Origin of the sequence: Treponema brennaborense DSM 12168, assembly GCF_000212415.1 — a bacterium.
Classification (GTDB): Bacteria; Spirochaetota; Spirochaetia; order Treponematales; family Treponemataceae; genus Treponema_F; species Treponema_F brennaborense.
The window spans coordinates 2,074,621-2,098,321 of the sequence record NC_015500.1 but is presented as its reverse complement, the minus strand read 5'-3'; the positions used below and the strand labels follow the sequence as shown (position 1 = coordinate 2,098,321).

Here is a 23,701-nt window from a genome sequence, read left to right as displayed (position 1 = left end):
GTGAAGCTTGCGATTCTCGGCGGCAGTTTTAATCCGGTGCACATCGGACATCTGGTGCTCGCACAGGAAGTCTGTACCCGGCTCGGTTACGACAAAGTGCTGTTCGTTCCGGCAAATCTGCCGCCGCACAAGGAATTGGCTGCGGGTGCTTCCGCCGGCGACCGGCTTGAAATGGTAAATCGCGCCGTTGCGGACAATCCGCTCTTCGCGGTTGACGACTGTGAACTGAGGCGCGGCGGTATTTCGTATTCGTACGATACGCTCGCGTATCTGGAAGACCGGTATGCGGCCGGAACGGCCGGTTCACTGCTTGCAGGCAAAATCGGTTTGATTATGGGCGACGATCTGGTTGCCGGATTCGATTCATGGAAATGTGCGGCGGAACTCGCCGATCGGGCCGATCTGATCCTCGCTCGCCGGCTGATTCAGTCGGAACGGGGGCAGCCGGTATTTTCTTACCGTCATACGGAACTGCAAAACGCCGTGCTTCCGGTGTCTTCTTCGGACATCAGAAACGGAATCCGCAATTCCGCCGAGCCGCACCGGCGGTGTGATTTACCGTTCGCGGGAGGGTGGCGGTATCTTGTTCCTGACGCCGTTTATCGGTATATTATACAGAGAAAACTGTATGGATATGGAATTAATTGAACGTGTAAAAAAATACGCGCTGGGTGCCGAATCTCAAACTCGGTTCGAGCATTCCGTGCGGACGGCGCAGACTGCCGAAAAACTGTGCCGCCGGTACGGCGCTGATCCTGAAAAAGGTTATTTTGCGGGAATCGCGCACGATATGTGCAAAGAAATGAATCCCCGTCTGCTGTTGTCGCTCGCCGCGCGCGACGGAGCGCCCGTTACGGAATTGGAGCAGGAAAAACCTTCTTTGCTGCACGGACGCGCCGCGGCTGCAATGCTGAAAAGCGATTTTGCCGTGGACGACGCCGATATTCTCGAAGCTGTCAGAAATCACACGTTCGGCGCGCCCGGTATGAGCGCGCTCGCGAAAATTATCTATGCGGCGGATAAAATAGAACCCGGACGGGAACACGTTACGCCTGCGTATTTGGACCGGCTGTTTTCCCTGTCGCTGAACGGCTTGGTGCGAACGGTTGTGCAGGAGAATATCGGCTGGCTTGAAAACCGTAACAAATCGGTGGCGCCGGTTTCCCGCCGGTTCCTTGAATCCTTGGAGGACTGATGGCTCATAAGAACAGACGGATCGAAAAGAGCGCACTCTTTTTGATATTGATTTTTTTCATTCTTGTCGTTACGGCGATCATTCTCGTTTTTTCGTTGCAGACGGATCCCGTTTCCGAAATTCTTGAAAACGACGAGTTGTTAAAAGTGCTGTTCGTACTTGAAGACGGGGGAACGGTTTTGTTTTCCGACGTCTTCGTCTACTATCCCGTTTCCACGCGCGGTACGTTGTTCAGTATCCCCGGTAATACCGGAGCCATTTATTCGAGCCTCGGCCGGGTAGACCGGATAGACGCCGTTTTTACGGAAAAAGGTATCGACGCGTATCGGGCCGAAATCGGCAAACTGATCGGACAGACGATTCCGTTTTCGATCGTTATGAATCTCGGCGATTTTCAAAAACTGGTAGACTTGCTCGGCGGCTTGCGGATATTCGTACCGTATCCGGTTGATGCGGCCTCGGATACCGGCGAACGCTGGCTGCTGCCGTCCGGATCGGTCAATTTGGACGGGGACAAAATACGGACCTATCTGCTGTACACCGTGCCGGAGGAATCCGCCGCGGACATTCAGGAACGCCGTCAGCACGTTATGGTTGCGCTGCTCGGTGCGCTGAACCGTAATTCGCCGCGGATCTTTTCCGCCGGTAATTTTACGCCGTACGGTAAATTGCTGCACGCCAATATGGATACGAAATACGTCCGCCGCCTGCTGTCCGTCATTGCCCAAATCGATTCCGAACGGCTGGTGCCGCAGACGGTAACCGGTTCATCCCGTGCGGTGGACGGACAGACGCTGCTGTTCCCGTATTACGACGGTCAGCTGATAAAAGACGTGGTCAAACAGTCTATCGGGTCGCTGGCGTCCGCTTCGGAAACGGTGTACAGCCGCATTTACGTACTGGAAATACAAAACGGTACCGCCGTGCAAGGACTCGCGCGGAACACGGCCGCGCTTTTGCAGGGCGCCGGATACGACGTGCTGAGTTCGGTAAACGCCGATTCAAACGATTATGAAAAAACGGTGATCATTAATCATATCGGGAACGAAGACGTTGCCAAAACGCTGGGAGATTTTATCCGGTGTACGAATATCGTTGTCGACGAAGTGCTGCCGGAAGAAGCAGGCTCCGATTTGGGTACGCAAGTCGATTTTACGATCATTTTGGGAAAAGACTTCGACGGACGGTACGTCCGCTGAATTACGCATATTGTTTATAAGGATTTATATAATGAAAACGGTTCAGGAAAAAGCACTTGAAATAGCGCAGCTGATGGAAGACGGAAAAGGACAAAACGTTACTGTTCTTGACGTATCAAAATTGAATAGCTGGACGGATTATTTCGTTATCGTTACGGTAACCAGTTCCGTCCATTGGAAGGGATTGTATAAACTCGTTAAAGATTACGTACGCGACAACGATATGGAAATACACGTTACCAACCGGAAAACTCCCGACGGAGACGACTGGAATCTGATTGATATCGGGAACGTCGTCGTGCACTTAATGACGGAAGAAGCGCGTTCTTTTTACGATCTTGAAAAATTGTGGCATAACGGTGAGCGGCTGCGCTGAAAAAGAAACGGGAATGTAGAAAGGGGAGCTTATGTTCTTTTTACATTCCCGCTGCACTGATTAAAGAAAATTGCGATGCCGGTTATTCGTCGAAATCGTCGTAACTGAGATCTTCATCCTCGTCTTCATAGTCGTAAAGATCTTCTTCGTCATCAAAATCGTCTTCAAGATCATCATCAAAATCGTCATCCAAAAACTCGTCGTCTTCAAAATCGTCTAATGAGTCGTCTTCATCGTCGAAGTCGTCGTCTTCGTCGTTATAATCGTCATCATACGCGTAATCGAATCCGTAACCGGCTAGTGATGAGTATTCCAACAATTCACTTTCGCTGAGCATACATCCACGTCCTTAATAAGCAAGTAGTATGTATATACAATAGATGAGAGAGTGCCGTATGTCAACTAGATATTATAAAAAAAAATCATTTTCAAAAAATATCCGTAAAGTATTTGACAATTTCCTTATTTATTGTATAATAGCAGAGCTTATGTTGCACGATATTCATGTGTCCGCTCCTGCGAAAATCAATATCGGACTCAGGGTTTTACCGGTCCGGTCGGACGGTTATCATGATATCGAAAGCATTTTTCAAACCGTGCCGTTATACGATGAATTGTTTATCAGGACGGGAAATACGGCGGTACGAACCTGTACGGTCGTGTGCGACGGAATGGATTTGCCGGAACATAATACGTTGACGGCCGCGTACGACGCTTTTTGCAGCGCGACCGGTATAACGGACGGTGTTGCCGTTACGCTGAAAAAACGTATTCCGAGCGGCGCAGGTCTTGGCGGCGGTTCCGCCGACGCGGCGGCCTTTATAAAGGCGCTTAACGTGTCGTTTGAAACGAAGTTGACTGCCGATGTGCTGCATGGTATTGCCGGAAAAGTCGGCAGTGACGTATTTTTTTTCTTGAGCGGCAGCTCTTTGGTTGACGCGCCGGATTGTTCCGGATGTGCGGTGGTAACGGGGCGGGGAGAAAAGGTTTTTCCGATAACGCCCCGAACGGATTTACATTTTGTTTTGATTTGTCCTGATGTGCATAGTTCTACGGGAGAAGCGTACCGCTTAGTCGATGCGTATTACGCTTCGGGGCATCAGGATTGGAACGGACCTTCACGGGAAGAGCTGTATGATGTATATAAGCGGCCGGTTAAAAGCTGGTCGTTTGTAAATAGCTTTACGGAACCTCTCGTGCAGCGGTATCCGCTTATTGGGCAAGCTTTAGATGACCTTGTGCTGAACGGTGCATCGTATGTCCAAATGTCCGGCTCGGGATCTGCGGTTTTTGGAGTTTTTGAAGATTCTGATAAAGCAGTTCACGCCTGTTTTGTACTTGGTGTAAAATGGAAGCGGTGTTATACATTCGCTTCTTCCTGATTTTTTATTATAAAAATAAGGTTTTTGTATGTAGACAGGAGATGAGTATTATGCAGATTACTGAAATCCGGATCCGTAAGATTGCGGTGGACGGCAAGCTGAAGGCGTACGTAACCGTTACCTTCGATGATTGTTTTGTCGTTCATAATGTGAAGATTATCGACGGCAAAACGGGCTTGTTTATCGCAATGCCGAGCCGCAAAACGGCGACGGGCGAATATATGGATATTGCGCATCCTATCAGCCCCGAATTCAGAGCAGAACTGCAGGAGCGCATTCTTGCGGAATATCGTGCCGGGCACGTTGAGGAATCTCAATCCGGCGACGATATGATAGAGTGATTATTTTGGGACGTTGGCAAGCGGTAAGCCCCCGGCTTTTGGTGCCGGTATTCCGCAGGTTCGAATCCTGCCGTCCCAGTTATAATATATATGAGGTAGTTGTTTGCTGAAATACTGCTTCGTGTAATTTGTGAATAAGGAGTCCTCAGATGGATCAGTTAGTTGTTAACGCTGTTACCCGTACGGAAACAGGTAAGCGTGTTGCAAAAAAACTTCGTGAAAACGGCCGTCTCCCTGCAGTTATGTATAATTCCAAGGGTGAAGCTGTCATGCTTGATATTGACGAAGTCGAATTTACAAAAGTATGGAAGAGTGCGACACCTACCACTCTTGTAAATCTCAAATTGGACGGAAAATCAGATAATTTGGTCTTTATCAAAGATACCGAATACGATATTAAAACGGATAGGAATCTGCACGCTGATTTCCATGCTATCGATGAAAAGAAAGCGTTGAAAGTTACGATGAAAGTACTGCTTTCCGGAAATCCCGCCGGCGTTCGCGAAGGCGGATTTTTGACGACGCATCAGTCGCAGATTACGATTCAGTGTCTGCCCAAAAATCTGCCTATACGCGTTACAGCCGATATTTCCGGTTTGGGCGTAGGACAGGTGTTCCGTGTTAAAGATCTCGGATTGGCTAAAGAAATCACCGTTTTGAGTGATCCCGAAGCCGCGCTCGCGAGCGTTTCCGCTCCGAGAACATAAACGCGTTTTATCCGCTAGAGGAAGTCCCCGCTCCGGGGACTTTTTTTTTAGCGATATTTTGCCGGTGGTGCCAGTGAACACGAGTGAAACGGATGAATTTGCCGTATTTTTTGAACGCCGCGTTATGGACGGGTTTTCCCGCGCCGGTTATCCGTGTGCGGAACTGTTCCGTCCCGGCAGTATCGTTGCGTTCGGCGTCTCCGGCGGTGCCGATTCCATGGCGCTGCTGTGCGCGAGCGTCCGCATCAGGGAATCTCTCTATTCCGCGTCCTGCACACCCGGCGAAAACGATACCGCTTCGGCCCGATTTCGGGTGATAACCGTCGACCACAATATCCGGCCGCCGGAAGAAAGCGGCGGTGACGCTGCTTTCGTTCGGAATTTTTGCGAAACGCTGCCTTCGACGGACTGTCGCGTTGCGGTGTTTGAACGCGGGGCGGTCGAACGTCTTGCGCGGGAACGCAGGCGCGGTCTGGAAGAAGCGGCCCGCTCGCTGCGGTATGGGATTTTTGAATCGGATGCGCGGCAGACCGGCGCCGCCGTAATTTGCCTTGCGCATAATCGGAACGATCAGCTTGAAACGCTGCTGCTCCGCTTTTTGCAGGGGAGCAGCGCCGCTTCCGGAATCCCCCGGTGTCGGGAGCCGTTCGTCCGGCCGCTGTTGGATATAGGGCGCGCCGATATACTCCGTTACCTTGAAATTCTTGCCGTACCGCACCGCACCGATGCGACCAATTTTGACAACCGGTATTTGCGAAACAAATGCCGCAACGAACTGGTGCCGGTGCTGAACTCTTTGGTGCCCGGATGGGATACGGCGGTACTTTCCGGCGCGGAAAAAGCGGCGGAAGACGCGGTTTTTATCGATGCGGCGGCAGATTCGTGTTCCTGGCGTTCGGACGGTGATTCGCTCTGCATGGACGCGCGCACGTTCCGGCTTCAGGCTGCGGCTATTAAACGGCGGCTGATCTATCGGGCGTTCGATGTGCTCGAAACCGAAACCCGCATTCCGTATGCGTTCGTACGGCGGATCTGCCGCGCCGGCGGCGGGGAACACCGTTTTTCAGTTTCCGCCGGCGGCATCACTGTCGATTCCGACGGCGTCGTGCTGTGCCTCCGGAAAACCGAAAAAGACCGCACTGCGGAGGAAATTGGTTTTTACGCGGTGATTACCGCGGCGGGCGCGTATGAGTTTCCGTTCGGAACCGTCGCGGTTTCAAAGGAAACCCCGCCGCCGGAGGAATCCGCCGCATATTCCGGCGGCCGCTCGGTGTTCGTCGAGCTGCCTGTCGTCGTGCGCAGTGCAGCGCCTGCGGACTGCGCCTATACGGGCGGCGGCATCCGTAAAAGCGTTTCAAAAATATGTGCTGAAGCGGGCGTTCCCGCGGCGCAGCGGGGAAACGTTCCCGTTATCGAATCGTACGGAGCGCGTTCGGTCATTCCGTGGACGGCGGGCGGCGGCTTCGTGTTTCATTGTGAGAAATCGTTTTCGCCTTCCGGAGAAAAAAATACGTTTCGGATCGAAATAATTTCGGAAAATTGATGGAACGCTGTAAAAAAGATACGTTTTCTGGTATAATAAACGGATATTGAGAAACTATGGAAGTAATATGAATAATAAGATTTCGCCGCAGCCGGTAAAAAAAGGCAACTTCGGATTTATGTTTTTTGTCGTCGTGCTGATCGGCGCCGGTATTTTTTTTATCCTGAACGGGCAGAATGCCCGGTTTCCCGAAATTTCGTATTCGGAATTCCTTGCCGAAATTAAAAACGGCTCCGTTACGGAAGTGAAAATTACCGACGAGCGGATAATCGAAGGCGTCGCCCGTTCGTCCAATTTTTCGCAGGGTGCTTCCAAATCGTATTTTAAGACGGTCATTCCGTACGGAGACACGCAGTTGATGCCGCTGCTTGCGGAACATAACGTAGTCGTCGTCGGTGCCGAAAGTTCCACCGGTTTTTTCCGGGCGATACTCGACTTTCTTCCGATTATCATAATGGTGTTCTTTTTCATATTCATTTTCAGACAGAATGCGTCGCAGAGTGCGAAAGGTATGCAGTTCGGCAGGAGCCGCGCGCGCGTTTATTCCGGCGGAAAGAAAATTACGTTTGCCGACGTTGCCGGCCAGGAAGAAGCGAAAAACGAACTTTCCGACGTGATAGATTTTTTGAAAAATCCGCAAAAATATCTCGATATGGGGGCGAAAATTCCGACCGGCATTCTGCTTGTCGGAAATCCCGGTACGGGTAAAACGCTTCTTGCCCGCGCGGTTGCCGGTGAAGCGGGCGTTGCGTTTCTGCACATATCGGGAAGCGATTTCGTCGAAATGTTCGTGGGCGTCGGTGCGAGCCGCGTCCGCGACCTGTTCGAGCAGGGACGCAGAATGGCGCCGGCGATCATTTTTATAGATGAAATCGACGCGGTCGGCCGCGCGCGCGGCGCAGGACTCGGCGGCGGCCACGACGAGCGCGAACAGACGCTGAATCAGATGCTGGTGGAAATGGACGGTTTTGAAAGCAAAGACGGCGTGATCATTTTAGCCGCGACGAACCGGCCGGACGTACTCGATCCGGCGCTGCTGCGTCCCGGCCGCTTCGATCGACAGGTAACCGTTTCCCTGCCTGATATCAAAGAGCGCGAAGCGATTCTCGGCGTGCACGCCGCGAAAATTCCGCTCGGCGACGACGTCGATCTGAAACGGGTCGCCCGTTCTACGCCCGGTATGAGCGGCGCCGATTTGGCAAGTCTGGTGAACGAAGCCGTTCTGTTCGCCGCGGGTAAAAATCAGCGGAACGTTACTTCGGTAGAATTTGAAGAAGCGCGGGACAAACTGCTTATGGGCGTGGCCCGTAAATCGATGGTTTTGCCGGAAACCGAAAAGCGCATGACCGCCTGTCACGAAGCCGGCCACGCGCTGCCGTATTATTACCTTGAACACGTGTCGCCGCTGCATAAAGTGTCGATCATTCCGCGCGGCCGCGCGCTCGGCGTTACCGTCGGAATTCCCGAAGAAGATTCATATTCGCACACCGGCAGCTGGCTGCACGATCAGTTGGTCGTGCTGTACGGCGGTTATGCAGCCGAAAAACTGACGTACGGCGATACGACGACCGGTACGCAAAACGACATCGAACGGGCGACGGAACTCGCCCGGAAAATGGTGTGCGAATGGGGCATGTCGCCCGATATCGGCGCGATTTCATACGGACAGGAAGAAGAACCGATTTTCATGGGACGCGACATCGCCCGGCATAAATCGTATTCCGAAGAAACTTCGTGTAAAATCGACGCTGCGGTCGCGCGTATTCTTGATACGGCGTATCGAAACGCGTATGATTTACTGGAGGCGCACCGCGATCAGCTGACTGCGCTGACCGACGCGCTCGTAGACCGCGAGACGATGGACGATGCCGATATTCGGGCGCTGCTCGGTTTTGAACCGCGGCCGGCAAAAGCGTAGGAGCCGTACGTTCAGGGGGCGAAAATATGTTGAAAGGACGTTTTTTTGGGGGCGCGTTGTTTTTCATCTGTGCCGCGTTCAGTGTGTTTCCCTGTTTTGCGCAAGATTCCCGCCCTGCGGACGTACGGAGCGGTTCGTATGCGGACGCGGCGAATCGGAGAACGGCGCTGCGGTGTCTGCAATTGAGTAAAGACTATCTGCTGCGCCGGGAATATCGGAACGCCGCCGGACAGGCTGAGCTCGGCCTCGCGTACGACGCGGAAATATCCGAACTCTGGTACGTGCTCGCCGCTTCACTGAATGAATCCGGCGCACCCCGCGCCGAAGTGCTGAGCACGCTCGATTCTGCCTTTGCAAAGAACGTCTGGGTCGATTCCGGCCGCGACAACGCGCGTCTGCTGTACGCGCGGTTGCTGTGCGATACCGGTGAACCGGGCCGGGCGCTTGAGGTACTCGATTCCGGGACGTTTTTGTACGCCGCTGAAGCCGAATACATCCGCGTGTTGGCGTATTACCGGTTGGGAACTTCCGACGGTACGCGCCGCGCCCGGGAAAAGGTCGACGCTTCGTCGCGTGTTTTTCCGGCGGATTCCCGATTTCCGCTGGCTTTTTTTTCATACGAACTGCAAAACGATCTATCGTACGATCCTTCCGTTCAGCCGCTCGCCGACGCGCTGATCACCCGTTTTTCCGACTTGCAGACCGATTCCGCGGAATTTTCGATATACGCGGCGGCTTTTACCGCAGGAGAGCCGGGGGAGCGAATGCTGCGTGCGTTTAACGCGGCGGGACTGCGGCATCCGTTGTACGCGCCGCTCGCGCTGAAGGCGGGACTCATTGCCGAAGCCGACGCGTACGAATATTTTTGTTCGTTCGCAAAAGAAAGCGTTCCGCTGCCGCAGCTCGTCAGATTCGCTTCCCTGCTGAAAGACGATGCGGTTCTTGCCGCGTTCAAATCGTTTTTGAACGCATACAACGGCATTCTGCTGTGCGATTATTCCGGGGACGGCTTGACCGACGCGTCGATTTCGTACGCGCGGGGTCGGCCGGCGCGCGTGTCGTACGATGCGAATCAGGACGGAATGATCGAATGGACCGCGGAATGCGACTTCGGCGTGCCGGCACGGATTATCGTTCCGGAGAGCGGGTACACCGTTCATTACGGAAAGTATCCGTTCGTTTCCCGCGTTGAGTTTACCGACGGCACGATATACCGCCTCGTTGCCGACACGTTGGCGTGGACGCCGCTGACGCTGTACGCGGATCGGGAATTGAAAGAAACGCTCGGCGGATTCGACTTTTTCGTTCCCGCGCCGAAATCCGATCAGACGGTTTTGGATCGCCGCTCGCTTGCGGCGGCGGCTTCATCCGTTGAAGTGCCGTCCGATGAGCGTTCTCAGGCGCGTATCCGGTTCGCCGTGCTCGACGGAAAATTCCGGCTCGCACAGTATTTTACCGGTGATACGCTGTACGCGCAGACGCAGTTTTCAAACGGAATTCCGACCGTGCGGACGGTAGACGCCGACGGCGACGGATTTTTCGAGTTGACGGAAACGTTCGGGTTCGATCCGGCGCGCTCCGGTTCTTACGCTGACGAATCGGAAACGGACGCACTGTACGGACAGCTGTTCGGGCCGCTCGCTTTTGATCCGGGCGTGTTCATCCGGTCGGTTTCGATAGATCGGGACCGGGATACCGTAGTCGATTTTACGGAAGAATACGCCGCCGCAGGTGCGCGCGTTTCCACCTGGCTCGACCAGACGACCGGCGGCTGGTCAGCCCGATATTCCGTGCTTCCCGATAAAAAAACGGCGGAAGCGCAGTTCCGTCTGCCGCTCGGCGGCGAATCGGTTACTGTCCGGATGGAAAACGGCGTACCGGTGCGCGTTACGGTGCAGGCAGTAAACGGCAGTTATGCGCGCGACCTGCCCGTTTCGCAGGACGATACCGGCGTATATTGGCTCGGAAAAGCGGCATCGGCGAAAACTGCAAAAAAAGTACTCGATTCGCTTAACCGAACGGGCAGTCAAGGTGTTTCTCTGGTAGTCGATGGAGAGCCTGCTGACGACGGTTCCGTTCCCCGCGTTTCGGCAGTCAGAATCGGCGAATTCGTCTTTGGAGTTCTGCAGAATGAATAAAGTCTTTTTGTCCGTTTGCGCGTCGGTTTTACTGTTCGCCTCCTGTGCGTCCGAGCCGGACGTATACGTTCCGTTCGATTATTCACAAAACGACGTCGTCCGCAATGAAATCGGTACCGTCCGCGGAATGCTTGCGGACAAACCGGTTACCGCGCTGTGGCGCGTTTTTCTGCTGAAACGGAACGGCGCGGGCAGCGGCGACGTCGTCGGCGAAATAGCGGCTCTGTACGATGAATGCGCGGCCGTCGTCGCGGCCGGCTGCGTTGCAAGCGAAGCTTCCGACGACGTGCTGAACGCGCTCCGCTTGTATACATCGCTCGAAGCGGTGCAGTATCCGCTGTTGTCCGAAATTCCGTTTTCCGCGGAATCCTTGGCTTCCCGCGTCGTGCGTTCCGTTCCCGGATTGGGCGGAGCGGTCGGTTCCGCCGGAAACGCTGCCTCCGACGCCGTACCGGTTTCCGCGCCTGCGAAGGTGTCGTCGTTCATAAACGGAACCGTCACCGTATGGGTCGATTTGGGAATCCGCGTGACGAAAGGCGTCGGCTACGCGGATCGGGTCATCGGTTCCGGATTTTTCATCGATCCGAGCGGTTATATCGTTACCAATTATCACGTTATCCAGTCGGAAGTTGATCCGGCGTACGAAGGGTATTCCCGTCTGTACGTAAAACTTGCCGAAGATTCGGATACTCGCATACCCGCGAAAGTGGTCGGTTGGGATCCGGTGCTCGACCTCGCGCTGCTGAAAGTCGAAGTGGACGCACCGTTCTCGTTTTCACTCGGTTCGTCTGCGGATTTGGACATCGGAGACCGGATTTTTGCAATCGGTTCTCCGGTCGGTTTGGAACGGACGCTGACGTCGGGTATCGTTTCGGCGGTGGACCGGAAACTGTTTACGGTGGGCAGCATCATGCAGATCGACGCCGCCGTTAATTCCGGAAATTCCGGCGGTCCTATCATAGACGGCAAGGGGAACGTGCAGGCGATCGTTTTTGCGGGAATGCTCGCATACGAGGGGCTTAATTTCGCCATTCCCGTCGAATATCTGAAGGCCGAATTACCGCTACTTTTTAAAGGCGGAAAGCGCGAACACGGATGGATAGGCGCTTTCGGCAAAGACATCAAGGCCGATCCCATTACCGGGCGGCCTGCGGGGCTTGAAGTGCAGTACGTCATGCCCGGAGGCAGCGCGCACCGTTCCGGCATAGCCGCCGGTGATGTTATCACCGCAGTGAACGGCACTGCGGTGGACGGACTCGACGCGTTTCAGTCGGCGCTGCTTCATATGATGGCCGATACGATCGTTACCGTTGATACGGTAAAAGCGGACGGCGGCAGTGAAACGTTCACCGTGTATATAGAAGCCCGTCCCGAAAATCCCGGCTACCTCATTTACCGCAGCGACGTGACGGCGAAAGCGTTCATTCCCATTTTCGGCATGGAGCTGACGCCGGTTTCGGTGTCCGATAAGAAAAAATATACGGTGACGAATATTCTGAAAGGCAGTTCCGCTGATGAAGCGGGATTTTCCGTGTACGATCCGGTGGAACTGATCAAAATCGAAATAACTCCGGATAAAGACGGCATTTTCGTTCAGGTGTACACGAAAAAGCGCAAAAGCGGATATCTTGACGTAAACATCGCCGTCGGTGCGCAGCTGGACAGCCCGTACTATTTCTAAGTCGTGCGGCGGATACCGCTTACAGCCGCGGTATGCTTCCGTTACCGCGACTGCCCCTCATGTCGGCGGAGGCGTTCAGCGTGTCGGTGAGGGCGTTCCGAAAATCTGCTTCGCGGCGTATGATTTTTGCATCGGCATGTTGAATCATTTTCGTATTTCCAATACAATGGGCGAATGACTGATTTATCCCGCAAAAGGAATTTTTGTATCGTTGCCCATATCGATCACGGCAAGTCTACGCTGGCGGACCGTTTGATCCAGAAAGCCCGTATCATCGACGACCGTCAATTCCAGAATCAAATTCTCGACAACATGGATATTGAACGCGAGCGCGGTATTACGATCAAAAGTCAGGCCGTAACGATTCCGTATGTCGGAGTCGACGGCGTTTCGTATGAACTGAATTTTGTCGATACGCCGGGGCACGTCGACTTTTCATATGAAGTGTCGCGGGCGATAGCCTCCTGCGAAGGCGCGCTGCTGCTCGTGGACGCGGCGCAGGGCGTTGAGTCGCAAACGTTGTCGAACATGTATTTGGCGCTGGAACACGATCTTGAAATCGTTCCCGTTATCAATAAAATCGATTTGCCGGCTGCCGATATTCCGGGCGTAAAGCATCAGATCGAGCACGATTTGGGGCTCGACGGTGAAAGCGCGGTACTGGTGTCGGCAAAAACCGGCAAAGGCGTGGACGAACTGTTTGAGGCTATCATTTCCCGGTTTCCTCCGCCGTCCGGAGATCCCGCCGGAAAACTGCGCGCGCTCATTTTCGACTGTCATTACGATCCGTACCGCGGCGTCATCGTGCATATCCGCATGATAGACGGTTCCCTGAAAAACGGTCAGATTATCCGCTTCATGCACAGCGGAACCGAATACAAAGTCGAAACCGTCGGTATTTTCCGGATCAAACTTGAAGAAACGGGTGAATTGTCTGCCGGAGACGTCGGTTATATCATAGCCGGAATCAAAACGGTTGCCGACGTTCGGGTCGGAGACACGATCACTCTTGCCGATAATCCGGCGACGGAAATTCTGCCGGGATTCAAGGAAGTGAAGCCGGTCGTTTTTTCTTCCATTTATCCGATCGATTCAAACGATTATGAAGAATTGCGCGACAGTATGGAAAAATTGACGCTGAACGACGCGAGTCTGATTTATGAAAAAGACGCGTCGCTCGCACTGGGGCACGGATTCCGCTGCGGCTTTTTGGGATTGCTTCATTTGGAAGTCGTTCAGGAACGGCTCGAACGAGATTACGGCCAATCGGTCATATTTACCGCACCGTCCGTCCGATATCTGGTTACGCTGACAAGCGGTGAAGAAAAATATATCGACAATCCGGCTGATTATCCCGAACAGGGACGCATTTCGGCAGCGCAGGAACCGTACATAAAAGCGTCGATCATTACTCCCGCGACGTATTTGGGATCCATTATGGCGCTGTGCACCGAAAAGCGCGGTATTCAAACGAACATGCAGTATCTTGATGAAAAACGGGTTGAAATCACGTACGAAATGCCGTTGGCGGAAGTGCTGTTCGATTTTTACGATCGGCTGAAAAGTTACAGCCGCGGTTACGCGTCGTTCGACTACGACGTTATCGGGTATCGGGCGACGGATCTGGTAAAAATCGACATTCTGATAAACGGTAAAAGTGTGGACGCACTCGCGCAGCTTTCGTTCAAGGGTAACGCCTACGACCGCGCGCGGCACGTGTGCGCGCAGCTGAAAGAAGAAATAACCCGGCAGCAGTTCAAAATAGCCATTCAGGGCGCGATCGGCAGTCAAATCATCGCACGCGAAACGGTGAACGCGCTGCGCAAAGACGTTTTGGCAAAATGTTACGGCGGCGATATTTCACGTAAACGCAAATTGCTTGAAAAACAAAAAGAAGGCAAAAAGCGGATGAAAATGGTCGGCGACGTCGAACTGCCGCAGTCCGCGTTCCTCGCCGTGCTGAAATCGAAAGAAGAATAGCGTAAAACACCGGTTTCGCATACGTCTTTCGCGGAATCGGTGCGCGGCTATGGCTTAGTGCGGTTCTTGATTCGTGCCGCGTCCGGAGCCGGTCAGTTTTCCGTTTCCGGACGTGTTCCGGCGCGGACGTTTTTCCGCCCCGATCGAATGTCTTTCAGAAAAAAATCTATTTCCGCCCGTACTCGTTTCAAAAACGGAACGTCCGTCGACGGCTTGAATCCGTCGGGAAAATGCAGATACAGATATTCCCTGTTCAAAAGCAGTTCGCGCAGTTGCGCGTCGGTCGCGCCGCCGCGTACGAGGTATGATTTCAGTTTTTCAAGCGCCGTTTCTTCTTTGTCGTAGAAGTCGAGTACGGCCTGTCTGCACGCGGCGGCATCGGAACCGGTATCGTCGCCGCTCCCGCCGGCCGCAGCGTGTGCCGGGGAATCGGGCAAGGCGGCGGTGAACGAAACGAAGTCGCCGATCGTACGAACCGGCAGGCCGAGCGGCAGTCCGATGCACGCGAGATCGAACAGATTCGGAACCGTCCCGTATCTGTCGGCAAAAAGCGCTCCGTAACCGGCGAGCGCGCGGTCCGTTACGACGTTTCCGGCGCGCTTTGAAACCGCTGAAACGCCGTTTCGGTACGCAGCGGCCGGGTTCCCGCACGGCGAAAGCCTGTTTTGCTCGATAAGCACGGTTTGCAGCTGCGGCGTGCCTCGGCAATGCGTTTTTCCCGGTGGAAAGGCGAAATCAAGCCCCGTAACGAATACCGGAACCGATATGTCCGCGCGCAGCATGAGCGCGATTTCCGTTGCCGCAAGCCCGACCGAGCCGAGCGGCGGTACGGCCTGCGGCAATAATTTTGCTGCTCGCAGCGTGTCCAGAAAACCGGTGTCTGCAAACGCCGAGCTGAAAAAAACGACCGGGCCGCCGGTGCTTCCGCTGCCGCTTTCACCGTTCGCGGGGTGCGTCGCCGGCCGTACAGCGGCGCTGCGCGACGTCATATCGGCGAATAGGGGAATCCGTTTCCCGGCGGCGCCGTAGTAGGCTTTTTGGATTGCGAACTGGCATTCGACCGTCGCCGCCGCATCGGGAACAAGGCGCCGGCCGAGCAGCGCGCCGAGCGCCGCATCCACCGCGATGATGTACAGGCGGTTTCTCGTATCCGGCGGCAGCGCCGCGATCGCATCCAGCACGCCGTCCGCGGAAGGGCCCGCGCCGGCGACGACGATCGGTTTTCCGACGGAGCCGGCGGCGAACGGCTTCGACGAAGGCAGAAGTCCCAGATTTCGGAACAGATTCCGATGATACGTCCGCCCCATGCGAATGAGGGTCAGCCTGTTTTTCCAAAACGAAGCGATCGCACCGTCCGCGGCTTGGTGTATCTGCCGGTACGTCTGTTCCCGCAGGGCGGGCGCGGCGGAAAAATCGAGCCGCAGACAGCGGCGGAACGTGCCCGGCGGCGGAAAAAGGTTCCCGAAACTGTCGGCTGCGTTGCGCCGTTCCAGTATCTGCGGTAGCCGCGGAACGTCCTTCGGCGCGACGACCAGTGTTCCTTTCGGATACGAAGCGCACTCGTATAATTTGAAAAGGAGAGGATCCGCTTCCACGACGCAGATACGGCAATTTTGCCGCAGCTTGGCGGCGAGTGTTTGCAGTCCGTATCCGAGAATCGGTGAAAAACATAAAATCAGCGTGTCTTCACGCAGCTGCACGGAATCTGCGAGCCGTTCCGCTGCCGCTGCCGGGTCGTAGCGCGAATAAAGATATCGGTTTCCGTATAAAACGGACAAGCCCCGCCCGGTTTGCACCAGACAGGGCTCGTCGCGTATATCTGCAGAATTCATGTACTCCTAGTATTTCATGAAATTGTTGAAATATACTTGTATGAAATCGTTCTGCAGTTTGTCGCTCGACATGATGGCGGACTGTACTGACGACTGATCGAACTGAGTGATATAATACGGATACAGAATTGACACCGTTGAATTTTGTTCAGCCGGCACCGTGATTTCTTCGGTCATTTTCAGGACGATAACGTTTTTGTTGACGACGATTGGGCTTGAAATTTCATCTTTCTGCATGGAGAACGCCGTTTTCAGGAAGTTATCGTTCAAAGAAGCGCCGGCGAGCGCGGTATCCGCGGCGGACATCGTTTTCAGCAGCGGATTGTCGTTGTAATTGAGCGGAAACGCATCAAGCGCCCCTTTCGTGAGACCGTACTGCGCACAGGCGGCATCAAATCCGCTGCGCGTCGCGACGGCGGCAAAATCTTTGGCCGTATCGACGTAATATCTTTCGATAACGCCCGCTTCGTACGAATTCATATAACTGTACACGGTTTCAATCATCGCACTGTCGGTAAAATCGGCGTCGACGGCCGGCGCGTTCAGTTTGAAAATGGAAAATCCGTTGACTGTCGGAATGACGCCGCTGATCGCTCCGGGCTCGAGTCCGGTCAATTCGTTCAGCGACTGCTCGTCCTTCATGATGCTTTTCAGCTGATACCGGTACGAGTTGACCACTTTCCCGTCCGTACTGCTGTAATAATTGCGCGAATATTCGGCAACGGCGTCTTCAAAAACCAATTCGTTGTTCTGAAGCTGTTTGAGCAGTTTTTTGGCGGTGTTTTCATCTGAGACGGAAACGACGGACATATCGTATTTGGTGAACAGATCGGGATTCTGCATCCCCCATGCCGCAGCTTCCGTACGGGGATAATCCGCCGTTTTGAACGCCGCGTATTCAAAACTCCGCTGACGTTCTCCCATGCGCTGGAGAAACGGCGTTTCCGCGGAAGCGGTTTTTATTCCGTACAGCGGCGAATCTCCCAATGCTTCGGACTGCGAACCGAACGAGTCGTCGTAGTAACGCTGATAGACGAGACCGTTCGCAATCTGGTTCCGCAGTTCGATTTTGTCCGTATCGGGTGTGTCGCGGAAAATTTTGGGAGAATACACTCCGTTTGAATCGTAGAAGTACGGCAGCATGGAACGGTCGATCGCCGCGTCGGGTACGATGTAGCCCGACGCTTCCACCGCCTGGGTAAAAGCCATATTCAGAACGGTTGAACTGAACGCGGTGTTGAATATGGAAAAATATGCCGATTCGTCCAATTGGCTTCCGTTATTTTTCATTTGCTCGGAATAATACTGCACCATAGAGGCGAAATACGATCCCGTTTTATATTCAATGGGTTTTTTATTGAAACGACCGAAAGGCGGCAGTTCCGTTCCGGAGCCCTGTACCATCGCCGGAATGAAAATGAACGAAACGGCCGCAAGAATCAAAATCAATATGGAACCGATGCTCAGAAAAACCTTTTTCATGGGTTTATGTTCTTTTTTTCGAGTATCGGCTGAAAATTTTCCTTTTTCTGCTTCTTTCATACGAATTATGTCCTCAGTTATAATATAGTAGATATTTAATAATTTTATCATGCTGAAAGTATTCTGTCAATGCAAGTAAACGGAATGAGATTCCGGTATACTTTACTTTTTTATGCGTTTTGCTGTAGAATAGTAGAAATCTTCTGCTATTTGAGGTATATCTTGCAAAATCAGATTCAGGAAAACAAAATGGGCGTTATGCCCGTAAATAAACTTATTATCACGATGTCGGTACCCATGATGGTTTCCATGTTGGTAACGGCGCTGTACAACGTCGTGGACAGTATTTTCGTTTCGATGATAGGCGAATACGCACTGACCGCGGTTTCGCTTGCCTTTCCGATCCAGAATCTGATGATTGCGATTGCAACGGGTACGGGCGTCGGTATAAACGCGCTGCTGTCCATGAACTTGGGGCGCAAGGATTTCGACGCCGTTAACCGAACCGCCTCGAACGGCGTGTTTCTTGCCGTATGCAGTTACGTTTTGTTTTTACTGTTCGGCCTGTTTTTCGTGCGTGTTTATTTTGAAAGCCAGACGGATATTCCCGAAATCATCGAGTTCGGCTGTGATTATATGAAAATCTGCGCCATATTCTGTTTCGGTTTGTTCGGACAAATTACGTTCGACCGGCTGCTTCAGTCCACCGGCAAAACGCTGTATACGATGTTCACGCAGGGGCTCGGTGCGGTCGTCAACATAATTTTGGATCCGATTATGATATTCGGACTTTTCGGCTTTCCGGCGATGGGCGTCGCGGGAGCCGCCGTTGCGACCGTTATCGGTCAGATTGCCGGTATGTTCATGTCGATCATATTCAATCTGAAAAAAAACCATGAAATAACGTTCGCCTTTCGTTCCTTCCGGCCGAATTTGCAGACTATCAGGGGAATCTATTCCGTCGGATTTCCGTCGATCATCATGGTATCCATTGCGTCGGTAATGACGTTCGGCATGAATATAATCCTGATGGCGTTTTCTTCGACGGCGGTGGCCGTGTTCGGCGTTTATTTCAAATTGCAGAGTTTCGTGTTCATGCCGGTATTCGGATTGAACAACGGTATGATTCCGATTATTTCATACAATTTCGGTGCACGGAACCGGCACCGCATTATGAAAACCGTCAAATTGTGCGTTATCTACGCGATGGGGATGATGATCGTCGGATTCGCGCTTTTTCACCTATGCACCGGGTTCCTTCTGTCGATGTTCAACGCGTCGCCGGAGATGACCGCCATCGGTATTCCCGCGCTCCGCATCATCAGCATCAGTTTCCTGTTCGCCGGGTTCTGCATTATCTGCGGATCGGTGTTTCAGGCGCTCGGCAACGGTGTGCTCAGTCTGATCGTTTCCGTTGCGCGGCAGCTGGTCGTATTGCTGCCGATTGCCTGGTTGCTGTCTCGAACCGGCGATATCAGTGCGGTGTGGTGGTCGTTTCCGATCGCCGAAATCGCGTCGCTCATCTGCAGCACGGTATTTTTACGCTACATATATAAAAAAGAAGTTAAGCCGCTTCCCGCCGGAGCCGATTAACCGTCCGGGTGCTAGGAGTTACCGTCCGGACGTCAGAAACATACCGGCCGTGTAATCCGAAGCATACCGTCCGGGTGCTAGGAGTTACCGTCCGAACGTCAGAAATGTACTAACAGTACCAGCGTCCCGGCGGTGATCAGCACGAGCCCCGTCTTTTGATACGGATTCAGTTTTTCGTGAAAGAAAATGCGGGCGAACAGCGCCGTTCCCAAAATGCTCAGTTTGTCTATGGGAACGACGACGCTCGCCGGTCCGCTCTGCAGCGCCCGATAATAGCAGAGCCACGAAGCGCCGCCCGCTATGCCCGAAAGCGCGATAAAAACGATGTCTTTTTTCCGGACGTTTTTCAGCGCGGTTTGCTTTTTCTGTATGAATACGACCAGCCATGCCATAACGAGTACGATGCCGGTTCTGAACGCGGTGGCGTAATTGGACGGAACGTTTTCTATTCCGTATTTTGCAAGAATCGACGTCAATGCGGCGAATACTGCGGAAAGGGCGGCGTACGCGAACCATTTTCGGTTTTCGGCACCGGATTGACCGTCAGCCGCCGATTGTTCCCGTTTTCCCTTTTTGAGCATGAGGACGGTTCCTCCGGCGATTGCGATCATTCCGACGATCATATTGGCCGAAAGCGGTTCGCGCAGTACGGCGAACGCAAGCAGCATGCTGAGCACGGTGCTCGATTTGTCTACGGCGGTTACTTTATTGACCGTTCCCAGATGCAGCGCGTGGTAGTAGCAAAGCCATGACGCGCCGGTCGCGACGCCCGATAGCGCCAGAAACAGATAGCTTTTTACGCTGATGTGCGGCGGCGCGCTTTGTCCGGTTATCCATACCATAAGCCACGCGAACAGCAGAATGACCGTCGTTCTCAGCGCGGTTGCAGCCGTACTGTCTATGTGTTTCATACCCGCTTTTGCCGGTATGGATTGAAGCGCCGCGAACAGCGCCGAGCCGAGTGCAAAAAATATCCACGTCATTACCGCTCCGCCTTATAAATCACTTTCAGCCGATCCATGCGATTAATAGTATGTCATGCGTGAACCGCGGGTCAAGTGAAATGTTCAAAGATTCAAGCGGAATATTCAAAAAATTTTCCGTTGCTTTTTCAAAAGAACGGGTTTATACTATCTCAACAAGAAAGGGATCTTTGTTTTTTAAAATACGGAGGTAAAATTAATGGCGAAAGTTTTGTCTATCATTCTGGGAGGCGGAAAAGGAACTCGGTTGTATCCGCTGACAAAAGAGCGGTCTAAACCCGCCGTTCCGTTCGGCGGAAATCATCGCATCGTCGATATTCCGATCTCGAACTGCATCAATTCCGGATTCCGGCAGATATATTTGTTGACGCAGTTCAATTCGGCATCGCTTCATATGCACATATCGAATGCGTATAATTTTGACCGGTTCTCTCACGGTTTCGTTGAAATTCTGGCGGCAGAGCAGACGCTGGAACATTCGGGCTGGTACGAAGGAACCGCCGACGCCGTTCGCAAGAATTTTATCCATTTTAAAACGCAGAATCCGACGCATTATATCATATTATCCGGCGATCAGCTGTATCGCATGGATTTGAAAAAATTTCTCGATAAGCATATAGAATCCGGCGCCGACATCACGATCGCGACGACGTCGGTTACCCGTGAAGACGCGAGCGGGTTCGGTATCATGAAGATCGACAAAAAATACCGCATCACCGCTTTTATGGAAAAACCGGCGCCCGAATTGGCTATCGACGATTGGAAAATTCCCGCGGATGCGCATGCGGATATTCCCGAAGGAAAGGATTATCTCGCTTCAATGGGAATCTATATTTTTAACGCAGAAGCGATGGAGTCCGCTTTGGATAACGACTTTACCGATTTCGGTAAAGAAATTATCCCGATGGCAATCAAAAAGCGTAAAGTCAATTCATACGTTTACAACGGGTATTGGGAAGATATCGGTACGATCCGCAGCTTCTACGACGCGAATCTCGATTTGACCCGTATCAATCCGAAATTCAATTTTTACGACGAAGACATGCCCATTTATACGCATCCGCGCAATTTGCCTCCTTCAAAACTGAACCGCGCCGAAATGAATAATTCCATCGCGAGCGAAGGCTGCGTTATCACCAACGCGAAGATTTCCGATTCGGTTATCGGCGTTCGCAGTGCCATCGAAAGCGGCTCCGAACTGAACGGCGTTATCTGCATGGGAGCCGATTATTATGAGAACGCGGAACAGCGCCGTCTCAACCTTGAAGCTGGTGTTCCGGCGCTCGGTATCGGCCGTAACTGCAAAATTTCGCATACGATTATAGATAAAAACGCACGCATCGGCGATAATTGCCAGATCGGGGTGAGCGGAAAAACGTATGAAGACGGCGAACACGGTCCGCACGGTGAATTTTACAGTTCGGCAGGAATTATCGTTATCAGAAAAAATGCGATCATTCCGCCGGGTACCGTTATCTAGTACGGTTTCCGAATGAAAACGGGGCAGTCCGAAAAGAAAATCTTTCAGGCTGCCCCGTTTGTTTTATGAACGATCGCTGCGTTTCCTATTTTATTTTCCGTAAAAACGCGTCTTTATATCCGTATGATTTGAATCGGGCCAGAACCGTTCCGTATTCGTCCACGGAAAGCGGGCCGATCATAATCTGATACGCACTGCCGCTCTTTAACGGTACGAGTACGATCGGATATTTTATTCCGTACGTTTCAATAATTGCGTTGATGTTGTCTTCCTGCGCCAGCGTTGCAATCTGGATGTAGTACGAACCGCTTGTCAACTCTTTCAGCGAGGGGATGATGGTTCCGCCGGCGGAAATTTTTGCTTTTTCGGATTTTCCCGAGGCCGAGGGTACATCCGCTGCCGGCGGAAGTTTTTCCGATTCAATCGAGCCTGCTTCCGCCGGTTCAACCGGTTCGGGGCAGATTACGATCGCGTGATCGCCCGCCGCCGGTACTTCGTGCGGTTCGGGCGGATTTTCATTTGCCGGAACCAGAATGATCGGTGCGAACGGATCAAACAGATCGTCGTCGGCCGGTTCTGTCTCGCTCGGAGCGGTTTCACTTGAAGAGGTTTCACTCGAAGCGGCGAGTGCCGTTTCAGGTGCAATCGTTTCGGCTGCCGCCGGCGCGGTTTCGGCAATCGCGACGGGTGCCGGTTCAATAGCGGCGGGCGCGATTTCGGCCGGTACTTCCGGTGTTTCGGTTTCCGCGATTGCGGTTGTATTTTCAGCGGGTGCGAGTTCGGCTTCCGCCGCAGGTGATTCTTCGGCTGCAATTTCGGCTGCCGCCGGCGCGGTTTCGGCCGCTTCGGCTTGCGCAGCGTCGAGCGTGTTTTTGATTTCTTCCGGAATGGCGGCGGCGCTGTCTTTATCCGGGTCAGCGTTCAGAATCGCGTTCCCTGTCGCCGATTCGTCGAGCAGTCCGGTCCGTTTGGTAATTTTTACTTGTACGTTCGTATTCTTCGTTATGAACAATTTATCGGCTGCTTCCGGTGACAACAGGATCGCTATACCGGTAGAAGGATCGACCGATCCCAGTACGAGTACGCTGATCGTTACTCCCGTGGCCGGGTTGGTAACGCTGACGCTGTCTCCCGGCAAATATCCTACCGTTTTTGCAAATAATCCGTGCGGCAGTACACCTTCATCGGCAACAACGGCGCGTCCGTCGACGGACGGTTTTGATGTTGCGAATGCAGGTACGAGCGACATCAGAATCATTAATATTGTTACGACCCGTTTCATAGTAAATCCTTCTATCTGTCAAATGTTTTTAACGTTTATTGAAACCCGCAGCGATTGCGGCGGCTATCTGTTTTGCAAAATTTTCTATTCCGTCTGCCGAATCGTCTTCCGGTTTTATTATTTTCGGATTCCGTTTTCCTGCCGCAACGGCCGAGTTGTCGGAAACGCGGACGAGCTGCCATTGAGCGGTCTGTATGTGCGAAAGCAGATTCGCGTTGGGATTCGCTGACTGCGACGCATCGTACGTAATCGTAATGAATGCGATGTAATCGAACGATCCGCTCTGTGCGTCGTACAGTGCGATTCGGCTTCCCGGTTCGATATTTTTTTCTCCGCTGATAACCGGAGAGTTGGAAACGATAAATCCCTGATCGAACAGGTAATCCATAACCGCTTCTTCCATAAGCAGCGAAGTATCCGAAACGTCCGTATGCAGCGGATCAAGCTGTATCAGCTGAATTGAAAGGGTGCTCGCATATACTGCGGCGGTTATGCCGACGTGCAGCAGACAATACAAAACAATACCGATGCCATATTTACGGTTCATCATTTCCTCCCGCGCGTTTTACGGAAGTGCATGAGCGCGCAA

21 protein-coding genes and 1 tRNA gene are annotated in these 23,701 nt (G+C 52.9%); 15 read left to right on the top strand and 7 right to left on the bottom strand.

Going from position 1 to position 23,701, the window contains the following annotated elements; all coding sequences use genetic code 11:
* Genes nadD through rsfS form a run of 4 tightly spaced genes read left to right on the top strand, consistent with a single transcriptional unit; the run spans window position 1 to window position 2,770 of the window.
* Window positions 1-648 carry a nicotinate (nicotinamide) nucleotide adenylyltransferase gene (nadD, locus tag TREBR_RS09165; protein ID WP_013758904.1) on the top strand — a complete coding sequence of 216 codons (648 nt, stop codon included), beginning with the start codon at window positions 1-3 and terminating at the stop codon, window positions 646-648.
* Window positions 629-1,195 (top strand): bis(5'-nucleosyl)-tetraphosphatase (symmetrical) YqeK, encoded by a 567-nt coding sequence (gene yqeK, locus TREBR_RS09160; RefSeq protein ID WP_013758903.1) that lies wholly within the window; start codon window positions 629-631, stop codon window positions 1,193-1,195. The genes nadD and yqeK overlap by 20 nt, the downstream gene beginning before the upstream one ends.
* Window positions 1,195-2,394, top strand: a complete 1,200-nt coding sequence (locus TREBR_RS09155) for an LCP family protein (protein WP_013758902.1) — start codon at window positions 1,195-1,197, stop codon at window positions 2,392-2,394. The genes yqeK and TREBR_RS09155 overlap by 1 nt, the downstream gene beginning before the upstream one ends.
* Window positions 2,395-2,425: 31 nt before the next feature.
* A complete protein-coding gene (gene rsfS / locus TREBR_RS09150) occupies window positions 2,426-2,770 on the top strand; it encodes a ribosome silencing factor (protein ID WP_013758901.1) in 345 nt (114 codons plus the stop codon).
* An 82-nt stretch (window positions 2,771-2,852) separates the two neighbouring features.
* On the opposite strand, the gene TREBR_RS09145 is transcribed toward rsfS, so the two are convergent.
* Window positions 2,853-3,107, bottom strand: coding sequence for a hypothetical protein (locus tag TREBR_RS09145; protein ID WP_013758900.1), 255 nt, complete (start codon window positions 3,105-3,107; stop codon window positions 2,853-2,855).
* Between the two features lie 151 nt (window positions 3,108-3,258).
* Here TREBR_RS09145 and ispE point away from each other — a divergent pair, with 151 nt between their 5' ends.
* The 8 genes from ispE (at window position 3,259) to TREBR_RS09105 (ending at window position 12,480) form a co-directional block, all read left to right on the top strand.
* Complete coding sequence (gene ispE / locus TREBR_RS09140; RefSeq protein ID WP_041610399.1) at window positions 3,259-4,152, top strand: 4-(cytidine 5'-diphospho)-2-C-methyl-D-erythritol kinase; 894 nt, start codon at window positions 3,259-3,261, stop codon at window positions 4,150-4,152.
* 50 nt (window positions 4,153-4,202) lie between these two features.
* A complete protein-coding gene (gene spoVG, locus TREBR_RS09135; protein WP_013758898.1) occupies window positions 4,203-4,493 on the top strand; it encodes a septation regulator SpoVG in 291 nt (96 codons plus the stop codon).
* A 6-nt stretch (window positions 4,494-4,499) separates the two neighbouring features.
* A tRNA-Gln gene (locus tag TREBR_RS09130) sits at window positions 4,500-4,572 on the top strand.
* A 70-nt stretch (window positions 4,573-4,642) separates the two neighbouring features.
* On the top strand, window positions 4,643-5,200 hold the full coding sequence (locus TREBR_RS09125) for a 50S ribosomal protein L25 (protein ID WP_013758897.1): 558 nt from the start codon (window positions 4,643-4,645) through the stop codon (window positions 5,198-5,200).
* Window positions 5,201-5,273: 73 nt separating this feature from the next.
* Complete coding sequence (gene tilS / locus TREBR_RS13750) at window positions 5,274-6,743, top strand: tRNA lysidine(34) synthetase TilS (protein WP_013758896.1); 1,470 nt, start codon at window positions 5,274-5,276, stop codon at window positions 6,741-6,743.
* 67 nt (window positions 6,744-6,810) lie between these two features.
* A complete protein-coding gene (gene ftsH / locus TREBR_RS09115; RefSeq protein ID WP_013758895.1) occupies window positions 6,811-8,661 on the top strand; it encodes an ATP-dependent zinc metalloprotease FtsH in 1,851 nt (616 codons plus the stop codon).
* A 26-nt stretch (window positions 8,662-8,687) separates the two neighbouring features.
* The gene (locus tag TREBR_RS09110) at window positions 8,688-10,799 is read left to right on the top strand and encodes a hypothetical protein (protein ID WP_013758894.1); all 2,112 of its coding nucleotides are present in this window, start codon (window positions 8,688-8,690) and stop codon (window positions 10,797-10,799) included.
* Entirely contained in the window at window positions 10,792-12,480 is a 1,689-nt protein-coding gene (locus TREBR_RS09105) for a S1C family serine protease (RefSeq protein ID WP_013758893.1), read from the top strand. The genes TREBR_RS09110 and TREBR_RS09105 overlap by 8 nt, the downstream gene beginning before the upstream one ends.
* 19 nt (window positions 12,481-12,499) lie before the next feature.
* On the opposite strand, the gene TREBR_RS14710 is transcribed toward TREBR_RS09105, so the two are convergent.
* On the bottom strand, window positions 12,500-12,628 hold the full coding sequence (locus tag TREBR_RS14710) for a hypothetical protein (protein ID WP_281054863.1): 129 nt from the start codon (window positions 12,626-12,628) through the stop codon (window positions 12,500-12,502).
* Window positions 12,629-12,654: 26 nt separating this feature from the next.
* Between TREBR_RS14710 and lepA the strand changes: the two genes are divergently transcribed.
* Window positions 12,655-14,460: a translation elongation factor 4 gene (gene lepA / locus TREBR_RS09100; RefSeq protein WP_013758892.1), complete on the top strand. Its 1,806-nt coding sequence runs from the start codon at window positions 12,655-12,657 to the stop codon at window positions 14,458-14,460.
* Between the two features lie 92 nt (window positions 14,461-14,552).
* Here the strand turns inward: lepA and TREBR_RS09095 are convergent, their stop codons facing one another.
* Both TREBR_RS09095 and TREBR_RS09090 read right to left on the bottom strand, forming a co-directional pair.
* Window positions 14,553-16,292: a 6-hydroxymethylpterin diphosphokinase MptE-like protein gene (locus TREBR_RS09095; RefSeq protein ID WP_013758891.1), complete on the bottom strand. Its 1,740-nt coding sequence runs from the start codon at window positions 16,290-16,292 to the stop codon at window positions 14,553-14,555.
* 6 nt (window positions 16,293-16,298) lie between these two features.
* Window positions 16,299-17,834 (bottom strand): peptidylprolyl isomerase, encoded by a 1,536-nt coding sequence (locus TREBR_RS09090; RefSeq protein WP_013758890.1) that lies wholly within the window; start codon window positions 17,832-17,834, stop codon window positions 16,299-16,301.
* 189 nt (window positions 17,835-18,023) lie between these two features.
* On the opposite strand from TREBR_RS09090, the gene TREBR_RS09085 reads away from it, so the two are divergent.
* A complete protein-coding gene (locus TREBR_RS09085; protein WP_041610398.1) occupies window positions 18,024-19,367 on the top strand; it encodes an MATE family efflux transporter in 1,344 nt (447 codons plus the stop codon).
* 98 nt (window positions 19,368-19,465) lie between these two features.
* On the opposite strand, the gene TREBR_RS14755 is transcribed toward TREBR_RS09085, so the two are convergent.
* Window positions 19,466-20,350 carry an EamA family transporter gene (locus tag TREBR_RS14755; protein WP_013758888.1) on the bottom strand — a complete coding sequence of 295 codons (885 nt, stop codon included), beginning with the start codon at window positions 20,348-20,350 and terminating at the stop codon, window positions 19,466-19,468.
* 199 nt (window positions 20,351-20,549) lie between these two features.
* On the opposite strand from TREBR_RS14755, the gene TREBR_RS09075 reads away from it, so the two are divergent.
* Window positions 20,550-21,830, top strand: coding sequence for a glucose-1-phosphate adenylyltransferase (locus tag TREBR_RS09075; RefSeq protein ID WP_013758887.1), 1,281 nt, complete (start codon window positions 20,550-20,552; stop codon window positions 21,828-21,830).
* A gap of 85 nt (window positions 21,831-21,915) precedes the next feature.
* Here the strand turns inward: TREBR_RS09075 and TREBR_RS09070 are convergent, their stop codons facing one another.
* Together TREBR_RS09070 and TREBR_RS09065 are read right to left on the bottom strand one after the other, a co-directional pair.
* On the bottom strand, window positions 21,916-23,112 hold the full coding sequence (locus TREBR_RS09070; protein WP_013758886.1) for an SPOR domain-containing protein: 1,197 nt from the start codon (window positions 23,110-23,112) through the stop codon (window positions 21,916-21,918).
* 28 nt (window positions 23,113-23,140) lie between these two features.
* Entirely contained in the window at window positions 23,141-23,659 is a 519-nt protein-coding gene (locus tag TREBR_RS09065) for a hypothetical protein (protein ID WP_013758885.1), read from the bottom strand.
* Window positions 23,660-23,701 lie beyond the last annotated feature (42 nt).